This window comes from Geobacillus sp. WSUCF-018B, from assembly GCF_002809985.1.
Classification (GTDB): domain Bacteria; phylum Bacillota; class Bacilli; order Bacillales; family Anoxybacillaceae; genus Geobacillus; species Geobacillus thermophilus.
Window position 1 is genome coordinate 22,890 of sequence record NZ_PIJF01000027.1, and the last position, 17,236, is coordinate 40,125.

Annotated in this window: 19 protein-coding genes, 1 pseudogene and 1 riboswitch; of the genes and pseudogenes, 3 read left to right on the plus strand and 17 right to left on the minus strand. The window is 56.7% G+C overall.

Going from position 1 to position 17,236, the window contains the following annotated elements; all coding sequences use genetic code 11:
* Positions 1-56 precede the first annotated feature (56 nt).
* The 3 genes from CV944_RS09550 to serA all read left to right on the plus strand — a co-directional run bounded on the left by CV944_RS09550 (position 57) and on the right by serA (position 2,781).
* On the plus strand, positions 57-305 hold the full coding sequence (locus CV944_RS09550) for a ferredoxin (protein WP_008879661.1): 249 nt from the start codon (positions 57-59) through the stop codon (positions 303-305).
* Between the two features lie 176 nt (positions 306-481).
* Entirely contained in the window at positions 482-985 is a 504-nt protein-coding gene (locus CV944_RS09555) for an inorganic diphosphatase (RefSeq protein WP_020754674.1), read from the plus strand.
* A gap of 221 nt (positions 986-1,206) precedes the next feature.
* Positions 1,207-2,781, plus strand: coding sequence for a phosphoglycerate dehydrogenase (gene serA, locus CV944_RS09560; RefSeq protein WP_063330765.1), 1,575 nt, complete (start codon positions 1,207-1,209; stop codon positions 2,779-2,781).
* Positions 2,782-3,042: 261 nt separating this feature from the next.
* Here serA and CV944_RS09565 read toward each other — a convergent pair whose 3' ends face one another.
* From CV944_RS09565 to CV944_RS17955, 17 genes and pseudogenes are all read right to left on the minus strand, one after another.
* Positions 3,043-3,855 carry a histidinol-phosphatase gene (locus tag CV944_RS09565; protein WP_033010517.1) on the minus strand — a complete coding sequence of 271 codons (813 nt, stop codon included), beginning with the start codon at positions 3,853-3,855 and terminating at the stop codon, positions 3,043-3,045.
* Positions 3,856-4,131: 276 nt separating this feature from the next.
* Positions 4,132-5,232, minus strand: coding sequence for an MBL fold metallo-hydrolase (locus tag CV944_RS09570; RefSeq protein ID WP_100659605.1), 1,101 nt, complete (start codon positions 5,230-5,232; stop codon positions 4,132-4,134).
* Positions 5,210-5,752, minus strand: a complete 543-nt coding sequence (gene sigX / locus CV944_RS09575; protein WP_033010515.1) for an RNA polymerase sigma factor SigX — start codon at positions 5,750-5,752, stop codon at positions 5,210-5,212. The genes CV944_RS09570 and sigX overlap by 23 nt, the downstream gene beginning before the upstream one ends.
* 128 nt (positions 5,753-5,880) lie before the next feature.
* A complete protein-coding gene (locus CV944_RS09580; protein ID WP_033010514.1) occupies positions 5,881-6,597 on the minus strand; it encodes an AIR synthase related protein in 717 nt (238 codons plus the stop codon).
* Positions 6,590-7,072, minus strand: a complete 483-nt coding sequence (locus CV944_RS09585; protein ID WP_100659606.1) for an ECF transporter S component — start codon at positions 7,070-7,072, stop codon at positions 6,590-6,592. The genes CV944_RS09580 and CV944_RS09585 overlap by 8 nt, the downstream gene beginning before the upstream one ends.
* The gene (locus CV944_RS09590) at positions 7,069-7,647 is read right to left on the minus strand and encodes a cob(I)yrinic acid a,c-diamide adenosyltransferase (protein ID WP_063330769.1); all 579 of its coding nucleotides are present in this window, start codon (positions 7,645-7,647) and stop codon (positions 7,069-7,071) included. The genes CV944_RS09585 and CV944_RS09590 overlap by 4 nt, the downstream gene beginning before the upstream one ends.
* A 14-nt stretch (positions 7,648-7,661) precedes the next feature.
* Complete coding sequence (locus CV944_RS09595; protein ID WP_033010511.1) at positions 7,662-8,078, minus strand: bifunctional adenosylcobinamide kinase/adenosylcobinamide-phosphate guanylyltransferase; 417 nt, start codon at positions 8,076-8,078, stop codon at positions 7,662-7,664.
* Complete coding sequence (locus CV944_RS09600; protein WP_033010510.1) at positions 8,012-8,662, minus strand: histidine phosphatase family protein; 651 nt, start codon at positions 8,660-8,662, stop codon at positions 8,012-8,014. Before CV944_RS09600 ends, CV944_RS09595 begins: the two co-directional genes overlap by 67 nt.
* On the minus strand, positions 8,620-9,405 hold the full coding sequence (locus tag CV944_RS09605) for an adenosylcobinamide-GDP ribazoletransferase (RefSeq protein WP_033010509.1): 786 nt from the start codon (positions 9,403-9,405) through the stop codon (positions 8,620-8,622). Before CV944_RS09605 ends, CV944_RS09600 begins: the two co-directional genes overlap by 43 nt.
* Positions 9,402-9,959, minus strand: coding sequence for a bifunctional adenosylcobinamide kinase/adenosylcobinamide-phosphate guanylyltransferase (locus CV944_RS09610; protein ID WP_033010508.1), 558 nt, complete (start codon positions 9,957-9,959; stop codon positions 9,402-9,404). Before CV944_RS09610 ends, CV944_RS09605 begins: the two co-directional genes overlap by 4 nt.
* Positions 9,956-11,026, minus strand: coding sequence for a threonine-phosphate decarboxylase CobD (cobD, locus tag CV944_RS09615; protein WP_100659607.1), 1,071 nt, complete (start codon positions 11,024-11,026; stop codon positions 9,956-9,958). The genes CV944_RS09610 and cobD overlap by 4 nt, the downstream gene beginning before the upstream one ends.
* The gene (cbiB, locus tag CV944_RS09620; protein ID WP_020754603.1) at positions 10,983-11,954 is read right to left on the minus strand and encodes an adenosylcobinamide-phosphate synthase CbiB; all 972 of its coding nucleotides are present in this window, start codon (positions 11,952-11,954) and stop codon (positions 10,983-10,985) included. The genes cobD and cbiB overlap by 44 nt, the downstream gene beginning before the upstream one ends.
* Positions 11,951-13,423 carry an adenosylcobinamide amidohydrolase gene (locus CV944_RS09625; RefSeq protein ID WP_100659608.1) on the minus strand — a complete coding sequence of 491 codons (1,473 nt, stop codon included), beginning with the start codon at positions 13,421-13,423 and terminating at the stop codon, positions 11,951-11,953. The genes cbiB and CV944_RS09625 overlap by 4 nt, the downstream gene beginning before the upstream one ends.
* Positions 13,420-14,454: a FecCD family ABC transporter permease gene (locus CV944_RS09630; protein WP_198518494.1), complete on the minus strand. Its 1,035-nt coding sequence runs from the start codon at positions 14,452-14,454 to the stop codon at positions 13,420-13,422. The genes CV944_RS09625 and CV944_RS09630 overlap by 4 nt, the downstream gene beginning before the upstream one ends.
* Positions 14,441-15,397 carry an ABC transporter substrate-binding protein gene (locus tag CV944_RS09635; protein ID WP_100659609.1) on the minus strand — a complete coding sequence of 319 codons (957 nt, stop codon included), beginning with the start codon at positions 15,395-15,397 and terminating at the stop codon, positions 14,441-14,443. Before CV944_RS09635 ends, CV944_RS09630 begins: the two co-directional genes overlap by 14 nt.
* Positions 15,398-15,536: 139 nt before the next feature.
* A riboswitch (cobalamin riboswitch) is annotated at positions 15,537-15,735 on the minus strand.
* Positions 15,736-15,804: 69 nt separating this feature from the next.
* A complete protein-coding gene (locus tag CV944_RS09640; protein WP_369806431.1) occupies positions 15,805-16,272 on the minus strand; it encodes an NUDIX hydrolase in 468 nt (155 codons plus the stop codon).
* A 122-nt stretch (positions 16,273-16,394) separates the two neighbouring features.
* A pseudogene (locus CV944_RS17955) lies at positions 16,395-16,803 on the minus strand (IS982 family transposase); the annotation flags it as partial.
* Positions 16,804-17,236: the final 433 nt, after the last annotated feature.

Here is a 17,236-nt window from a genome sequence, read left to right on the forward strand (position 1 = left end):
CAGGCAACACGGAGATGACCCGTCCGTTTCCAAAAAATTGGGGAGGTTCGATTTTTATGCCAAAGTATACGATTGTCGATAAAGAAACATGTATTGCCTGCGGAGCATGCGGCGCGGCAGCTCCGGACATTTACGATTATGACGAGGACGGCATTGCCTACGTCACGCTTGACGACAACCAAGGGATTGTCGAAGTGCCGGACATTTTAATCGACGATATGATGGATGCGTTTGAAGGCTGCCCGACCGAGTCGATCAAAGTCGCTGACGAGCCGTTTGACGGCGATCCAAATAAATTCGACTGAAATCTCCCCTCTTGCCGAATCGGCAAGAGGGTTTTTTGACGAAAGCGTGAAAAAATGCCATTTGACAAGTGGCGCGCCGCAAGGGAACATGCTACAATAAGATTGTCTTGCCCGCCCTGGGCGCCGGCGGGCGAGTTTTCATGCGTACATAACAACCAAAAAAGGAGGAACGGGTTGTGGCATTCGAAAATAAAATTGTCGAAGCGTTTATCGAAATTCCAACCGGCAGCCAAAACAAATACGAGTTCGACAAAGAGCGGGGCGTTTTCAAACTCGACCGCGTCTTGTACTCCCCGATGTTTTACCCGGCTGAGTACGGCTACTTGCAAAATACGCTGGCGCTCGATGGCGACCCGCTTGACATTTTGGTCATCACAACGAATCCGACATTCCCGGGCTGCGTCATCGATACGCGCGTCATCGGCTTTTTGAACATGGTCGACAGCGGTGAGGAGGACGCGAAGCTCATCGGCGTGCCAGTCGAAGACCCGCGCTTTGATGAAGTCCGCTCGATTGAAGACCTGCCGCAGCACAAGCTGAAAGAAATCGCCCACTTCTTTGAACGGTACAAAGACTTGCAAGGCAAGCGGACGGAAATCGGCACATGGGAAGGGCCGGAAGCTGCGGCAAAACTGATCGATGAGTGCATCGCCCGCTACAACGAACAAAACAAAAAATAATCGCCTAAAACGTTGTACATCCAATGCGAACCTCAGCTATTTCCGAACAATCCCGCCTATATCTTTGGATATGGGCGGTTTTCTTTTGGAAACACGAACATTCCCCAAAACAGAAAGCGCTGTCATTGGTATGACTTCTTCGCTTTCCATTGACAGAAAGCGCTTTGCTATGTTAAATTATCAGAAATTTAACATCTTCGAAACAGAAAGGGGCACCTGCTGTGGTTCGCGTACTCGTTTCCGACGCCATTAGCGAAGAAGGCTTGGCGCCGCTCCGCACATCGGCGCACATCGACATCGTTCAAAAAAACGTGAGCGAAGCGGAGGACGAATTGCACACGTTTGACGCCTTGCTTGTGCGCAGCGCAACGAAAGTGACGGAAGAATTGTTGGCGAAAATGCCGAAGCTGAAAATTGTCGGCCGCGCCGGGGTCGGCGTCGACAACATTGACGTCGACGCCGCGACGAAACGCGGCATTGTCGTCATTAACGCGCCGAACGGCAATACGATTTCCGCCGCAGAGCATACGTTTGCCATGATGGCTGCGCTCGTCCGCCGCATCCCGCAAGCGCACATTTCTGTCAAATCGCGGGAATGGAACCGCTCGGCGTTTGTCGGCAACGAGCTGTTCGGCAAGAAATTGGGCATCATCGGCTTCGGCCGCATCGGATCAGAAGTAGCAAAGCGGGCACGGGCGTTCGGCATGACCGTGCACGTCTACGACCCGTTTTTGACGAAAGAGCGGGCGGAGAAGCTCGGCGTCTCCATCCATTCACTTGATGAGGTGCTGGCAGTCGCCGACATCATCACCGTTCATACACCGCTGACGAAAGAAACAAGAGGCTTGCTTGGCACGGAAAATTTGGCGAAGACGAAAAAAGGGGTATACTTAATCAACTGTGCTCGCGGCGGCATTATTGATGAGCAGGCGCTCATTCCGTTTTTGGAAAGCGGCCATGTCGCCGGTGTCGCTCTCGACGTCTTTGAACAGGAGCCCCCGGGCGACCACCCGCTGCTGGCGTTTGATAATGTCATCGTTACGCCGCATTTAGGGGCGTCGACGGTTGAAGCGCAACTGAACGTCGCCACCCAAGTCGCGGAAGAGCTGCTCCACTTTTTTGAAGGGCAGCCGGTCACATCATCGATCAACCTGCCGGCGCTGTCGAAAGACGTCTATGAGAAAATTCAAGCATTCTATCATTTAGGCCGAAAGCTCGGTTTAATTGCTTCGCAGTTTATGAACATTCCGGTTCAAGAGCTGTCGGTCACCTACGCCGGCACGGTCGCCGATTTGGAAACGACGTACATCACTCGCAGCTTGCTTGCCGGCTTCCTGCGGCCGCGCGTCGCTTCCACCGTCAATGAGGTAAACGCCGCCATGGTCGCCAAAGAGCGCGGTATCACATACGGCGAAAAATTCTCTGATGAGACGCACGGCTATGCAAACTGCATTTCGCTCACCGTCCATGGCGAGAACAAAACGTTTACGATCAAAGGAACGCATGTGCCGAACTACGGCGACCGCATCGTCCATTTTGACGGCGTCACGATCGATTTCGCGCCGGAAGGCCATCTCCTTTACATTCAGCACCACGACCGCCCGGGGATGATCGGGAAAGTCGGGAACGTGCTCGGGGCGCATAACGTCAACATCGCCACCATGCAAGTCGGCCGCCAAGAAGCGGGGGGCAAGGCGATGATGATCTTATCGCTTGACAAACCGGTTGATGATGAGGTATTGCAGGCGTTGGCGCAAATTGATGACATCGAAACGGTGAAGCGGCTCGAAGCGTAACCACCCGCTTCTGCGGGCAGATCATACAAAAAACGCAGGCCTTCCCAGAAAGGAGCCTGCGTTTTTCGTTCGAGCAAGCCCCACAGCAGCCATTCGCATCGTATAGTTCCCTCTTGCGAAAAGGCGATGATCATGACCCAAAAGGTTGTTTTTCCTTAAACCAAACACAATGCATCGTTTCTTCATGATTGTTTTACGCCTACATACTAAGAAAGGGTGTCCCGATCCTTTTGGGACACCCTCGTGTTTTGTCAGTTCCGTTCAGCCGAGCGGCACCGCTTTCCGCTCGCCTTTCGAGAACGTCATGAGTTCGGTATAGCCGACGCTGCGGGCGAGTTCAACCGCCTTGTCAAAGTCGGCGCCGACATCGCCCGGCACGTGCGCGTCCGAGGACAACACGATCGGAATGCCTTTGTCATAGCACATTTGCAGCAGCCGCGGATCGGGATACAGCTCGCCGACCGGCTTGCGCAGCCCGGCCGTGCTGATCTCGACGCACGTCTTCGAATTGGCGAGCGCTGTCGTTGCCCGGTCGTATTGCTCAAGCAAAAACTCTTCATCTTCCGGAACGTATTTAAAAATTTTCACCAAATCCAAATGGCCGATAATATCAAATAAGTTCGACTCGGCGAGCGTTACGACTTGGTCAAAGTATTTGCGATATGTATCATACAAATCGCGCCGTTCCCATTCACGGCGGAACTCGACTAAGTCGATGCCGAAATCGTCGACCCAATGGATCGAACCGATGACATAGTCAAACTCGTACGAGCGGATAAACGCAGCCATTTCCTCATGTTTGCCGGGAGTGTAATCCATTTCAATCGACATTTTCACGTCGATTCCGGCATCCCACGCTTCGTGGAACAAGCGGACATAGTCGGCCATATCGTAGCACCGGCGCGCCTCCACCCACGGGTTGGACAAAATGTTTTTCGTTTGGTAAAAATGATACGCATGCTCGGAAATGCCAAAATGCTGAATGCCTTTTTTCGCGGCTTCATCGGTGAACTGGCGCAAATAATCGAGCGTCAGCGTCCCCCGCTCCAAATGGTTGTGATAATCAGTCAGCACAGTGTTTCTCCCCTCCTGCTGTTTTTTTCATTATAACGCATCACCGCAAGAAAGGACAACCGTTTGGCGAATCATCACCCAATCATCCGTTCGCGCCGACGAGAAACAACAGCCCGACGCATACCGCGACGCCGGCGACCGCCAAGAGCCGTGTCATGAGATCATCCATCTGCCACCCCTCCTTGCCTTCTTTGCGCCATATATGTCTTATGCCAATATCATCTCCGATAGAACAACAAAGTGAAGATCGTAACAAAACGACGCAAACGGCGGCGGCTACCAGCCGGCCGCCATCAACAGAGCGTTCGGCCCGGCCGGCACGCGGATTCGCATTCCAACCGGATACGAGCCCAAGTTCGACAACCCGTCAGCCGCAAACGTCACCTCACGGAAGCCAAACTCTTTCGCTGTCAGCAGCACAGCCTCCGCCATGCGCGCCGCGTCCTCTTCATGTGGCTGAGCGGTCAGCTGAATCCGGACCGTCGCATGCCGCGCATCCATATCAGCCAGCTCCACGTTTACTCCCGGCGGAATGGCCGGCTCGAGCCCGCGGATCGTCGATGTTTTCATCTGCTGCAGCGCCTCCGGAAACGTGCGGGCGCTGCCCGGCGCCGGAACGAGCACTGTATAGCCGAACGAAGCGCTGTTTTTATAATACATTCGCTGCCGCTCCTTGATTTTTGTCGCTTTTACCATTCCGAGCGCCGGCAACTCAAGCCCTTCCTTCTCTCCGGTGAAAAAGCGGAGGCGCCGCTCCCCCATTTGCCGCGCTGTTTCGACGAGGGCGTCGACAAACAGCTTCTGCTCTTTGCGGCTGGCCGAAAACACGCGGTGCTGAGCCGGGACGTGCACCGTCCATTCCCCCTTCCCCCCGGCGGCCGGCTGAATGACCACTCCATCAAACCAAGCGGACGCTGCCCGCAGCGGAGAGCGCCCAAGCACGCGCAGCGCTGCCGTGAACCGCTCTTCGGGGGCCAATCGGCCGCTGAGCGGAACCGCCACTGGCACCACCCGGCCGTTTGCCGCATCAGGCAAGCCGACCACCATGACGCCGGCATCTTCCTGCGCCGGCGTCGCATCAGCGGCCATTATCGTCTCAACTTGGGGGGGAGCGCTCTCGGCTCCTAGCGTTTTGACGGTAGAGGATCGCTGCTGCTGTTCCGCGCGCTCCGGAGCGGCCGCATTCATTCCGACAGCAACAACCGCAAGAAAGAGGGCCATCGATGCCGCCGAAAGCCAACGCCGTCTCCAGCGCATCTTGCGCTGGGTGCGCTGAAGCCGTTCGTAAACATCTTCTTTTGTGCGCCGGTCTTTCACCATGGGCAGCTGCTCAAAGCTATGTTCGATGCATCGCTCATTCCAGGGAAATTTTTTCATGCCGCCACTCCTCCCGTTCGGCCTCTTCCTCCATATGTTGTTTCAGCGCCTTCAGCGCGCGGTGCTGCGTCGTTTTCACTTTGCTTTCCGTCCAGCCGAGCGCGGCTGCCGTTTCAGCAATCGACAGCGACTGGATGAATCGGAGGACGAGCACAAGCTGTTGGTCGACCGTGCAGCGCGCCAAGCAGCGGTACATGAGTTGAATTTCCTCGTTTTGAATCGCGATTTCCTCCGGCATCGGCTCGTCAGCGCCGAGCTGCTCCTCGCTCCACTCCGATGTCTTCACCCACTGGCGTCGTTTTTGCTTGCGAAAAAAATCGATCGCCACATGGCGCGCAATGGACAGCAGCCACGTCTTTTCACTACATTGCCCTTTAAACCGTTTGTACGAACGCAGCACTTTCACATACACTTCTTGCACTAAATCTTCGGCATGCTCTCGATTTCGCACCATGTAATATAAAAAATTAAACAAATCATCGTGATATTTTTCGTACAACTGTTCAAAAACGGGGTCCATCGTGTCTCTCCCCCTATTCGTTTCCATGGACCAAAGCCGAACCATTCCATTATCTTCATGATAACGGGTCTCATGCAAAAAGGGAACCATTTTTTTGGACGAAAAAGGAAGAAGGCCGAGCGAACCGGCTATCGCTCGGCAAAGAGCGGAAAAAAGAGGCGGCCGGCTCGCTTCCGCAATGCGCCCTCTGCCGCCCGGTCATAGCTGATCAAAAACGACGTCGCCGGACCACCAGAGGCAAAGAGCGGCAGCGGGCAGGCGCAGGCCCGCCCTTGGCGGCCGTTGGCGGCCGACAGTTGCATCCATTCGTAGTAAATGCCTTTGGAACCGATCGGGACGAGCTCATAAACAGACGGAGAGGCGAGAAGCTCAACAAACAGCGAAAGCGGCGCGACCCATTGAGGATGCGCCAGCACGGCCGGGCCGACGAGCGGGCGGCCGATGACGGCAAACTTCGCTCCCTCCGGCGTGACGCCGATCCGCTTCCGTTCGGCCGCCACCGTTCCGACCGCCATCACGCCAAGCGCCGACTGGACGGTGGAAAAATTCGATTCCGTGCTGCCGGTGACCGGAAGGCGAAGAGAAAGTTCATGGCAGACTCGTTCAATGCCGCGGCAAAGCGCTTCCCATCGGTCATCCCCCATAAAGTTTTGCAAGACGACGGCGTTTGCTTCCGCCCCGACGCTCAGCAATTCCATCAAGGCGACGCGGGCGGCAAAATATGCGACCGTCTCCGCCGGAGCATGCACCGTATCACCCGGCTTGTCCCCGACCGCCGCCGAGCCGTCGACGGCAATGGCGAGCTCTCTGCCTTCGGTCAATGGAAGGAAGAGCACATCACGCATGCGGCGCCCCCGCCTTCGCCATCAAACGGGCAACCGCCGGGGCAACGGCCAGCGCGATCAACACGTTGACCAAAGCGGCGGCGGAAAGCGGCGGAATGACGGCAAGCACAAACGGCCAGCCGAACGAAACGGCAAGCGGCAACGGCGCCAAAAACGCATTGCCGATGAAAAAGACGACAGCGCTGCCGATTTTCCATCCCCGCCGATGCAGCACGGCGAACAGGGCGCCAAGCCCGGCCATTTCCAATGCGACAAGCCAATGGAACGGGCCGAGCCGCCACCCGCCGACCACCGCCGAAATAAGGTGCCCCAGCCCTGCAACCGCCGCTCCGGCGCGCGGGCCAAGAACCCCGGCGGCGACAAGCGCCGGAGCGCTGTCTAACGCGATGCTGCCGACAAACGTCGGCAGCTTGATGAACGATCCGATCGCCGAAAGCGCCAAACAAACGGCCGTCCAAGCCAAGCGGCGGTTCATTGTTTCTCCTCCTTGTCGCGGAACACAATGGCGCTCCGCTCATATTCGACATCCTTCACCCCTAAGCGGGCGTTCACAACCCGGGCGGCAGCGAATAAATAGTCGGACAGGCGGTTCATATATTTCAGAACAACGTCGTTGATCGGCTCCGCTTTTTGCAACGAAACGATGCACCGCTCCGCCCTTCTCGTCACCGTGCGCGCCAGATGAAGCGCGGCAGCCGCCTTCGACCCTCCCGGCAAAATAAACTTTTCAAGCGGCGGCGCCTCTTGGACATAGGCGTCAATGCGCTGCTCCAAAAAGGCGACCATCTCCTCGGTCGCTTTATACGGCAGCTTGCCGTTGACGATGGCCAAGTCGCCGCCGCAGTCAAACAGTTCATGCTGAATTTTTTGCAATTCGGCGCAAAGATCGTGAAACCGTTCATCGTCAGCGAGCAGAGCCAGCGCCCAGCCGATGAACGAGTTCGCCTCATCGATCGTCCCATACGCCTCGACGCGCAAATGATCTTTATCGACGCGCCCGCCGATTAAGCTTGTTTTTCCTTTGTCTCCAGTCCGCGTATACAATTTCATAATTCCTCTCCCCTTTATTTTAATCGTTCCGCCAACCCGCACCAAAGCCGGTCGACGCGATGGCATACGGCGGCAAGCCGTTGATAGCACAGGCCGACGGCGTCGCGCCAGCGCCGTTCTTGCCGGTCAGTCGGAACGACGCCTTGCGTTACGTCTGTCCCGATCCAGACAACCGTGCGGCCGGCCGCTCCTTCCTCCCACTGCTTCCAAGCGCAGAAAAACCGCTCCCATTCCTCTGGGTCCGGAAGGCGGCGGATGGCGGCTTCGAGCCCATCCAAGACAACTGTTTTCGCCGTCTTGGCGCCATCCGGCCACCCGTATGGTCCCTGATAGCCGTCATGCCATACGATATGAACACCGTCGCTTATTCCGTACCGTTCCCGCACCCATTTTCGCTTTCCTTGGAACGCACCGCCGACAACGAAATGCACCGTTCTCCCCCTTTCCAGCGCTCGATCGTTGATTCGAGCGTATACCCGCCGGAAAACGGCACCTTCCATTCCCAAAACGGGCGAACGTCCGGCGCATATTGTTCAAGCACGAAACGGATCGGACCGCTGTGGGTGACGATCGCCACATGGCGGGCGCCCATCCGCTCAGCCAACGCAACCGTCTCGGCGAGCGCCCGTTTGATGCGCGCTTGAAACGAAACATAGCTTTCTCCGGCGGGCGGCGCCGTCGAAAATGGCGACTCGAGCCATCGGTTGTACGCGAGATCCGTTTCGAGTTCGGCGAACGTTTTCCCTTCCCAGACGCCAAAAAAAAGCTCGCGCCATCCGCTCGTACACCAGTCCGGCTCGCGGCTGCCAAACAGCAGCGCCGCCGTCTCCCAGCAACGGCGAAGATCGCTTGTCACGATGCAGTCGACCGGATATGGCCACTCGACCCGCAAACGGCGCAGCCTGCTATGTTCCGCGGCCGAAAGCGGCGCGTCCGTCCAGCCGATATATGCATCGCGCCGATTCAGTTCCGTCATCCCATGACGGATGAGCGTAACAGCCAAAGGACGCCCCATAGCACCGTCTCTCCCCCTTCGATGAGCGCGCCGAGCACATCGCCGCTCACGCCGCCAAACTGCTTTTCCGCCCACGGCTTTGCCGCGAGGGAACAAAGCGCCATCGCCGCAGCCAACACCACAACCGCCGCCGGCGGAACGCCCGCCGCCGGAAGAAGCAAAAGCACAAGGCATGCCAATCCCAGCGCCCATGCTGCATCGCGCCATGAACTATATTCGCGAAGCGAGGCCGCCATTCCTGTCGATTTGGCCAGCTTGCCGGCGGAAAGAAGCCAGACAGCCCCGGCTCTCGACAGCAGTGGAATGGCAATAAACAGGGCAGGGGAAATGCCCGCTTTGATCGCTTCATGCAAAAACAGCCAGCGGAACGATAACAAACAAATGAGCGACAACACAGCGAACGCGCCGACGCGCGAATCGGCCATGATCTCTTGCCGCCGCTTGGCGTCCCGGTACGAAAAAAAGGCATCGCTCACGTCCATAAAGCCGTCGGCGTGCAGCCCGCCGGCAAGCCAAATGCCAAGCCAAAGAAGAAGGAGAGCCAAAAAAGAAGGCGGACCGAACGAAAGCGCCGTACAGGCGCCGTACACCAAGGCAGCCAGCGTCCCGAGCAGCGCTCCAGCCAGCGGCATTGTGCGCACAAGCCAGCGGACATGCGGGGCATTCCATTCAATCGAACGCTGGATGGGAATGATCGTAAACAGCTGCAGCGCCAGCAGCCAGCCATTCCATGCCCGCTTCATTGCGGCCACCGTCCTTTCTTCACGCGAAGAAGACCGCATTCCACCACGGCGGCGGCTTCTGCTTCCGCGACCAACTGTTGATGAAGCCAACCGAGCATTTTCATGTAGCGAAATGTGCCGAGGTCATTCGGCACGCCGCCAGAAAACAACTCATTGGACACAATGACAACAGCGCGGCATGCCGCCGCCCACGCCCGCACTTGGTCGAGCAGGCAACGGGCAGCGGCGAACGCTCCTTCCTCTGTTTTCCATTCATCTCCGGCAAATAACACATTCGCCCACCACATAGTCAAGCAGTCGAGGAGGACAACATCAGGCGGACGAAGTGCAGCCAACAACTGATCAGGCCCTTCCGGCGCTTCCCACACCACCCAAGGCGCCGTCATCCCCATGCGCCGCTCTTGATGGCGGCGAATGCGCTCTTCCATTTCCGCATCGGCAGCCCGGGCGGTGGCAACATAATGAAGCGTCTCGCCAGCGGCCAGCCGGATGGCGCACACCTCTGCCGCTTCACTTTTGCCGCTGCGCACCGCGCCGCTCACAAACACGATCATCCATCCCACCTCTCAAGCGCCTCAAGCAGCCGGTCATTCTCCACCTGCGTTTTGACGGCGAGCCGGATGTAGCGGCCGTCAAGCCCCGGGAAATTCATCGTATGGCGCGGCACAACCCCTTCCTTCAACAAATGAAAAAACAGCTCCTCTGTCCGTCCTGAACACGGACACAACAAATAAAAGTTCACGACCGATGGCGAGACGTCATACCGCCCGGCAGGCAGCGACCGAAACACCCGCTCCCGCTCGGCGGCGATCCGTTCTTTCGTCCACTTGACAAACGATTCCATCGTCATGAAACGAAGCGCCAATTGTTGGGCGATGCCGTTTGTGCTCCATGGCGGCTGATGCGTTTTCAGCGAAGCGATCACCGCCTCGTCGGCAGCGACATAACCAAGGCGCGCGCCGGCCAGGTGATGGATTTTCGTCAACGATCGAAGCACAATGAGGCGCGGATAGCGTCCCAACCAGCGCATCGCCGTAAACCCGCCGCGCCAAAACGGATAAAATGCTTCATCGATGATTACATAGGTGCCAGCCGTGTGCGCCGCGTCCACCAGTGATCTCAATTCCCCCTCCTCCATCACCGTCCCCGTCGGATTATTCGGATGGCATAAAAAGATAATGTCTTGCTTGCCTGCCCAGGCAGTCGCTTCATCCAAGTCATAAGAAAAGCCCCGCGCTTCATCGGCCGCGAATCCCTCCACATCGCATCCATAAGCGAGACAGGCGCGCCGATACTCGGAAAACGTCGGCTCCAAGATGCCGACGCGCCGACCGGCAAATAGCGCGGCCAACAAATAAATCGCCTCCGCCGCCCCGTTCGTCATCAGCACTTGTCCGGGTCGAATCTGCTCCTGCTTGGCAACGAGCTCCCTGAGCGCCTTCGCTTCCGAATCCGGATACTCCCCGGCCCAGCGAATCCACTCCTCACCGCTCGGCCAAGCTGACGGCGGCAGCCGGTACGGATTCGTATTGACGCTGAAATCAATGTATTCGTCTGGAGGGGCCAATCCGCATTGCTCATACAACGCGCGCGGATTCGCCCCATGCGCCGGCCAACGCAACGATTATCCCCCCAATCCATAGCAATAATGTAAACACTAGCACCGTTCCAATCATGATGCGGACCGCTTGGCGAATGTGGGCGGCGCGAAGCGGGGCGGCCGGGTCACCGAGCGTCGGCCTCCTCGAGACCACGCCGCCGTATGTATTCGTTCCGCCGAGCTGCACCCCAAGCAGCCCGGCCATCGCCGCCTCAAGCCAGCCGCTGTTCGGGCTTGGGTGGCGGCGGGCATCGCGAAATAAGATCGACAGCGCCAAACGAAAGCGGCGGCCGCCAAAGACCAACACCATCACAAGCGCCGTCAGCCGCGCTGGAATGTAGTTGAGCGCATCGTCCAGCCGCGCGGCCGCCCAGCCAAATTCGCGATACTTCTCATTTTTGTAGCCAATCATGGAATCACACGTGTTCACCGCCCGGTACAATAACGCGAGCGGCGCACCGCCCAAGGCCGCATAAAAGAGCGGAGCGGTGATGCCGTCGCTCGTGTTTTCCGCCACCGTCTCCACGCAGGCGCGGGTGATGCCGGCTTCATCGAGCCGCTCGGTGTCGCGGCCGACGATCATGGACAGCGCGCGGCGCGCCGCAGGAAGATCGCCTGCTTCCAGCGGCCGGCGCACGTCCTCAGCCGCTTCAGCGAGGCTTTTCGTCGCAATGGCGGTGAAAATGAGGGCCGCCTCGATCGCCACCCCTACGTATACGGACAGCGCGTAGCCCACATAAACGATGAACGCCGATATCCCGTAAACAGCGGCCAACACGACCGCCACGGCCGCCGCCCCTTTCGTCCGCCGCTTTGTTCCTTGATTCCAGCGGCGATCAAGCCACGCAATCATCATTCCCATCCCGCGCACCGGATGCGGCAGCCAGCGCGGATCGCCCACGAGGGCATCGAGAAACAGCGCCAACGTCAATGCGGCCAAATGGGTCATCGCCGTTTCCTCCGCTTCTCCCAGCGGCCAAGCGCCTCAACTGTTGCCTCATACACAAGCCGGCCGAGCGCCCGGCCAAGCTCCGTCGCCGTTCCGGCATAGGCAAAGACCTGCCCGGTTTGCGTCGCCGCCACAGCGAGCGAATCGGTCGACGTACCGGTGGCAAGCGTCCCGGTTTCCGGGTCGCAAACCGAACAGTCGGCGAGCGCTTTTGCCTTCGCTTCTGTCGCTGTCATCACCGCCTGGACAAACGCTGCTTCCGTCAGCACTCCGTCAATGACCACCACCATGTTGATCGTCCCCGGTCTTGCCGCTAGCGGCTGATGCTGCCACGCCCGAGCGGCATCGACGGCATTGCCGACGCCAGCGGTCGCCATGACCGCAACCGAAAACGCTTCCCCTTCTTTCTGAAGCCAAACAGCATCCCGGACATCAACCGCCGTCATCATGCCAACCGTTCGTTCCGGCGGAAACCCGTGCTGCTCCAAATAGCGGCGCATGTCTCCTTCCGCATCACTGCAATCGTAATCGAGCCCGACATGGCGGTTGACAAAATGGGTCGCCCATTGAAATCCGGCGCCGATCAATGCCGAGGACAGGACGCGAAGCGGCGCGGCCGCAGTAAGCACAGCGGCGTCATCAAGAAAGGAAAGCCGCAGCCCGCCGACCGGCGATTCCCCTTGCTTCTTGTTCGGCATGAACGAAAACATCGGCGTTGCCGACGCCGGATGGGCCAGACGCACAATCGGCGCGGCAAACACTTCCTCAAGCAACGCCGGCGTCATGACATCCGCAGGGGCGCCGAGCGCGGCTATTTTCCCTTTGTTCAGCACGAGCACCCGATCGCAATACAAGCTCGCCGCATTCATATCGTGGAAAACGGCGACGACCGTCAAGCCGCGGGCGTGCGCCGCTTCGGCGAGCCGGTCCAAAAGCCGGACTTGGCCGCTCACATCCATATGGTTCGTCGGCTCATCGAGCAAGAGCAGCTTGGGCTCTTGGGCGAGTGCGCGGGCCAAATAGGCGCGCTGCCGCTCGCCGCCGCTCAATCGTTCGAGCGGTTCATCGATTTTCCCCGTCAGGCCGACGGCCGCAAGTGCGTCTCGGAGGGCGGCTTCATCGTCCTCCGTCCACGTCGGAAAGAAGCCGCGCTGATGAGGATAGCGGCCGAGCGCCACCGTTTCCCTCACCGTATAGCCGGGCGCCGCCTCCGCTGTCTGCGGCAAGACGGCGGCCATCCGCGCCCATTGCTTCGCAGACAGCGCCGAGAGCTTTCGGCCATCGATGACGATCTCCCCGCTTGCTAGCGGCAGCTCTTTGCTGATGAGTTTGATCAAAGTCGTTTTCCCGCTGCCATTCGGCCCTAAGATGCCGAATATTTCGCCTTTTTCCACGGCAAACGTCACACCATCAAGCACTTGTTGCTGCCCGTATCGATGCGATACGGCCCGCACCTCGAGCATCGTCATCCCATCTTTCGTTTCGTTTTTCGGAAAAACAAGACGGCAAACAGCGGAGCGCCGATCAGCGACGTAATAACGCCGATCGGCAGTTCGCGCGGTTCAATGATCGTCCGCGCCGCCACATCGGCAAGCACAAGAAACGCACCGCCGTACAAGAGCGACAGCGGCAACAGCACTCGGTAGTTCGGCCCGCACACAAGCCGAACCATATGCGGAACGACAAGCCCGACAAAGCCGATCGTCCCTGACACCGACACCGCCGCGCCGGTGAGCAGCGCCGCTGCCGTCAAAATGATGACTTTTCGGCGCGTAACATCAACGCCGACATGAAGCGCCGCCGCCTCGCCAAAGGCAAACGCGTTCAACTCGCGGCTGTTGGCGATGAGCACTGCGGCCCCAACGAGAAAAAACGGCAGCAACAGCCCGCTGTATTTCCAGCCGCGCATCGCCACGCTCCCCATCAGCCATGAGATGATTTGCCGCAATTCTTCCCCGGTCAACGCGATCATGAGCGAAATGAACGCGCTGAAAAACGCGCCGAAGATAATGCCGGCTAAAATGATCGTCTCAACCGACATGCGCCGCTCCACAGCGCGAGTGAACGCCAAAACGGCGGCAAGCGTCGCCATGCCAAACAAGATGCTCACGACCGGCAGCGTGAACGTGCCAAAGAACGGCCATTGCCAGCCGAGAAAGATGACGAGCACCGCCCCGACCGACGCGCCGGACGAGACGCCGAGCGTGTACGGATCGGCGAGCGCATTTTTTAACAGCCCTTGAAACGCGGCCCCGGCCAGCGCCAATGACGCCCCGACCAAAAACGCAAGCACGACGCGCGGCAAGCGGATCGCCATCACGATCGGCACCCAATCAGCCGGAATGTGGCGAGGCAGCGCCGCTCCGAACCATTCAGCCGCCAAAATGCGGACAATAGAAGAAAAGGGAATCGACAGCGATCCTGTCGATATCCCTACGAGAAGCGATAACACGGCCGCGGTAACGGCCAATATATACATCCACATTTTACTTGAACACATCCGGGTAAATGGCTTTGGCAAGTTCCTCGACCCCTTCGACAAGGCGCGGACCCGGTCGGCTTACTAAGTCGGTGTTGACGTCATACACCCGCTTGTTTTTCACCGCCGGCACGTCTTTCCAAGCGGCGCGCGCCAACACTTGCTTCGCTCCGCCGTATGTCGTGATGATGACATCCGGCTTATAGGCCACGGCTTTTTCTTCCGTCACCATCGGCCAGCCTTCCAAGCTGCCGGCGACGTTTTTCGCCGAAATCACTTGAAGCATCTCATCCATAAACGTCCCTTTGCCGGCCGTATAAATTTGCGGCGGCGGCGACACTTCAATCCAGACATTGGCCTGTTTGTCCGCCGGGATTTGTTTCGCTTTTTCTTTGATTTTCGCAAGCTTCTCTTTCATCTCATCAATCACTTGCTTCGCTTTGTCTGTCGTCCCGGTCGCTTTGCCGATCAATTCGATGGACGCATACACATCGTCGAACGACTTCGCGTCATTGACGACAAGCACGGTGATGCCGGCGTCTTTCAATTGCTTGAGGCCATCGCGCGAGTTATGGGCGCTTGACGCGTGGGCCAAGACGAGATCCGGTTTGAGCGAAATGATTTTCTCGACGTTGAATTCCATGCCGCCGATTTTCGTTTTCGTTTTGACGTCTTCCGGATAATTGTCAAAATCGCTGACGCCGACGATCTTATCGCCCAACCCCAACGCATAGGCGATTTCCGTATTGCTCGGGATGAGCGAGACGATCTTTTTCGGTTCCGCTTTGATCGTGACATCCTCGCCAAGCCCGTCTTTCACCGTCACCGGAAACGCCGCTTGTTCCGTTTTCGGTTCTTCTTTTTTCGCAGGCTCGGTGCTGCCATTCGCCCCGCCGCAGCCGACGAGCACGGCGGCCAAAAGGAAGAACACCGCCACCACCGCCGGCCATGTCCAACGTTTCATCCGTCATTCCCCCTTCGATGATGTATGTACAACAAAAAAGCCCATTCCGTCCGAACGGGGAATGAGCACGAAACAGACCGCCAATGGGCACAACAATGCCCTGTACGACTGTTTCCACGTCTCACCCCCCGAAGATTCGGAAACTGCGGCAAGCAAGGCAGGTCTACTGGCTCATGCTTCATCCTACTCTGAAGCCTTCCCGTACGGAAAACAGCGCAAGCCATCTGTCCGTACAGTGGCGATTTCATTTCGTCCGCATTGACAGTTGCGGGGACAGCTCCGGATTCCCACCGGATTCCCTATTAAGCCGTTTCGGCGCCTTGCTGCGAATGGATTCAGTTATGGGATATGGACATTTTTATAATAATGCAGCGTTTAGCATTTGACAACTATGAATTTACAGCACTTCACCTTCCCACTCTTGCAGATAATCGCGACGGATTCATGACCCATGCTTCATAAGGAACAGAGCATCCCCTTTTCATCGCATCGAGCACCCGCGATTTCAAATGCGGCCATGTCACATATTCATCAATATTCGACTCATCGATCAACACAAACTTCGCCTTTTGAATTTCCTCAGGCTGGGGAGAAACGTTTCCTTTCACATATGTCGCTTTAAATACAATGTTTATGATATTTTTAGTTTCATTGTAATACACGCCGCTGACCCCAATGAGACGGATGTCAACGCCAGTCTCTTCATGCACCTCACGATGAACGGCCCGATCGAGCGGCTCGCCTGGTTCAACTTGTCCACCCGGCATTTCCCACGTATCGGAGCGGTCATAGCTTTTAACAAGCAAAACCTCTCCCGTGTCATTCGTAATATAGGCTGAAACGGTGATAATGGCTTGTTGGTGTTTATCCATCAAGCTCTCCTCCTACATCGCGGAATGATCCTAGCCCTCTCCTGCAGAAAAAAAGCAGCTGCCCCATCTATACTGCCATCTTGAAAAAAATAAGGAAAATCCGTGGTGCTAGTTGAACATTAACGCCTCACGTGATGACACAGCGCAAGAGGGACAAGATCTCCACAACAGCATAGGCATGATGTTGTCCGTGCCTCGCTAGTTGGTGACGGATCTATTAGAAAAACTCTATTTAACGGAAAAACGGAGCAACCGACAACAACAGTTATATCGAGAGCGTTCAGGGAACATCTCCCTAGTGAATAAGTTTCCAATGACATACTGATACCCTGCTCGTTCCGAAGTAAAACAAAACAACTTTCCAAGAATATGAATGGCGATTATGACCCATTTCCTTGCTTTAACAAATGACGATTTCAGCGCTACAATACATTTAGAGCCGCCAGACAGTTGCGCTGATACCAAGAACAAGATCGCCGTATATTGCTTTTGAATTTCCGCTTGATCCGTTGTAAAATGAAGACGCTCTTGTATGGGATTTCTCTTTTTTAATCTAATACAATTTTATCAGAATAAATTGGAAATGTAAAGAAAAACAGCAAAATTTAGGCTCTTCACCGAAAGTTGTACTTGACTATTTCAGAACACGCCTTCTCTGTACTTATAAGGAAAAATCAGTAAATCAGATTTTTCGTACACGGCGGCTCAAGAAAATCCCCCGCTTGTCAAGTACATGTTGTGGTGATGAACCATCTTTCTGTCATTTTTCCTTCACTTTTCCGTCAGTTTTCTGTCATCCATCCGCGCTCGGCCGCCACCTTTTTAGCTTCCTCGATTGTGTCGCAGGTTTCACTACTTTCATTTTTCATTCGTAACTATTCACCCCAGTGCTAGTGTATAAAAAAGCCCAGCACAAATAGGGCATTTCGGTCATAGAAAATGCCCTAGGTAGCGGAAAGAACTCGAT

Bases quoted from the DNA above. Each gene is read 5' to 3' on its own strand.
- CV944_RS09550 (WP_008879661.1), top strand. From the start codon at position 57: ATGCCAAAGTATACGATTGTCGATAAAGAAACATGTATTGCCTGCGGA.
- CV944_RS09570 (WP_100659605.1), bottom strand. From the start codon at position 5,232: ATGAAAAAATTTCCCTGGAATGAGCGATGCATCGAACATAGCTTTGAG.
- sigX (WP_033010515.1), bottom strand. From the start codon at position 5,752: ATGGACCCCGTTTTTGAACAGTTGTACGAAAAATATCACGATGATTTG.
- CV944_RS09580 (WP_033010514.1), bottom strand. From the start codon at position 6,597: ATGCGTGATGTGCTCTTCCTTCCATTGACCGAAGGCAGAGAGCTCGCC.
- CV944_RS09585 (WP_100659606.1), bottom strand. From the start codon at position 7,072: ATGAACCGCCGCTTGGCTTGGACGGCCGTTTGTTTGGCGCTTTCGGCG.
- CV944_RS09590 (WP_063330769.1), bottom strand. From the start codon at position 7,647: ATGAAATTGTATACGCGGACTGGAGACAAAGGAAAAACAAGCTTAATC.
- CV944_RS09600 (WP_033010510.1), bottom strand. From the start codon at position 8,662: ATGGGGCGTCCTTTGGCTGTTACGCTCATCCGTCATGGGATGACGGAA.
- CV944_RS09605 (WP_033010509.1), bottom strand. From the start codon at position 9,405: ATGAAGCGGGCATGGAATGGCTGGCTGCTGGCGCTGCAGCTGTTTACG.
- CV944_RS09610 (WP_033010508.1), bottom strand. From the start codon at position 9,959: ATGATCGTGTTTGTGAGCGGCGCGGTGCGCAGCGGCAAAAGTGAAGCG.
- cbiB (WP_020754603.1), bottom strand. From the start codon at position 11,954: ATGACCCATTTGGCCGCATTGACGTTGGCGCTGTTTCTCGATGCCCTC.
- CV944_RS09625 (WP_100659608.1), bottom strand. From the start codon at position 13,423: ATGACGATGCTCGAGGTGCGGGCCGTATCGCATCGATACGGGCAGCAA.
- CV944_RS09630 (WP_198518494.1), bottom strand. From the start codon at position 14,454: ATGTGTTCAAGTAAAATGTGGATGTATATATTGGCCGTTACCGCGGCC.
- CV944_RS09635 (WP_100659609.1), bottom strand. From the start codon at position 15,397: ATGAAACGTTGGACATGGCCGGCGGTGGTGGCGGTGTTCTTCCTTTTG.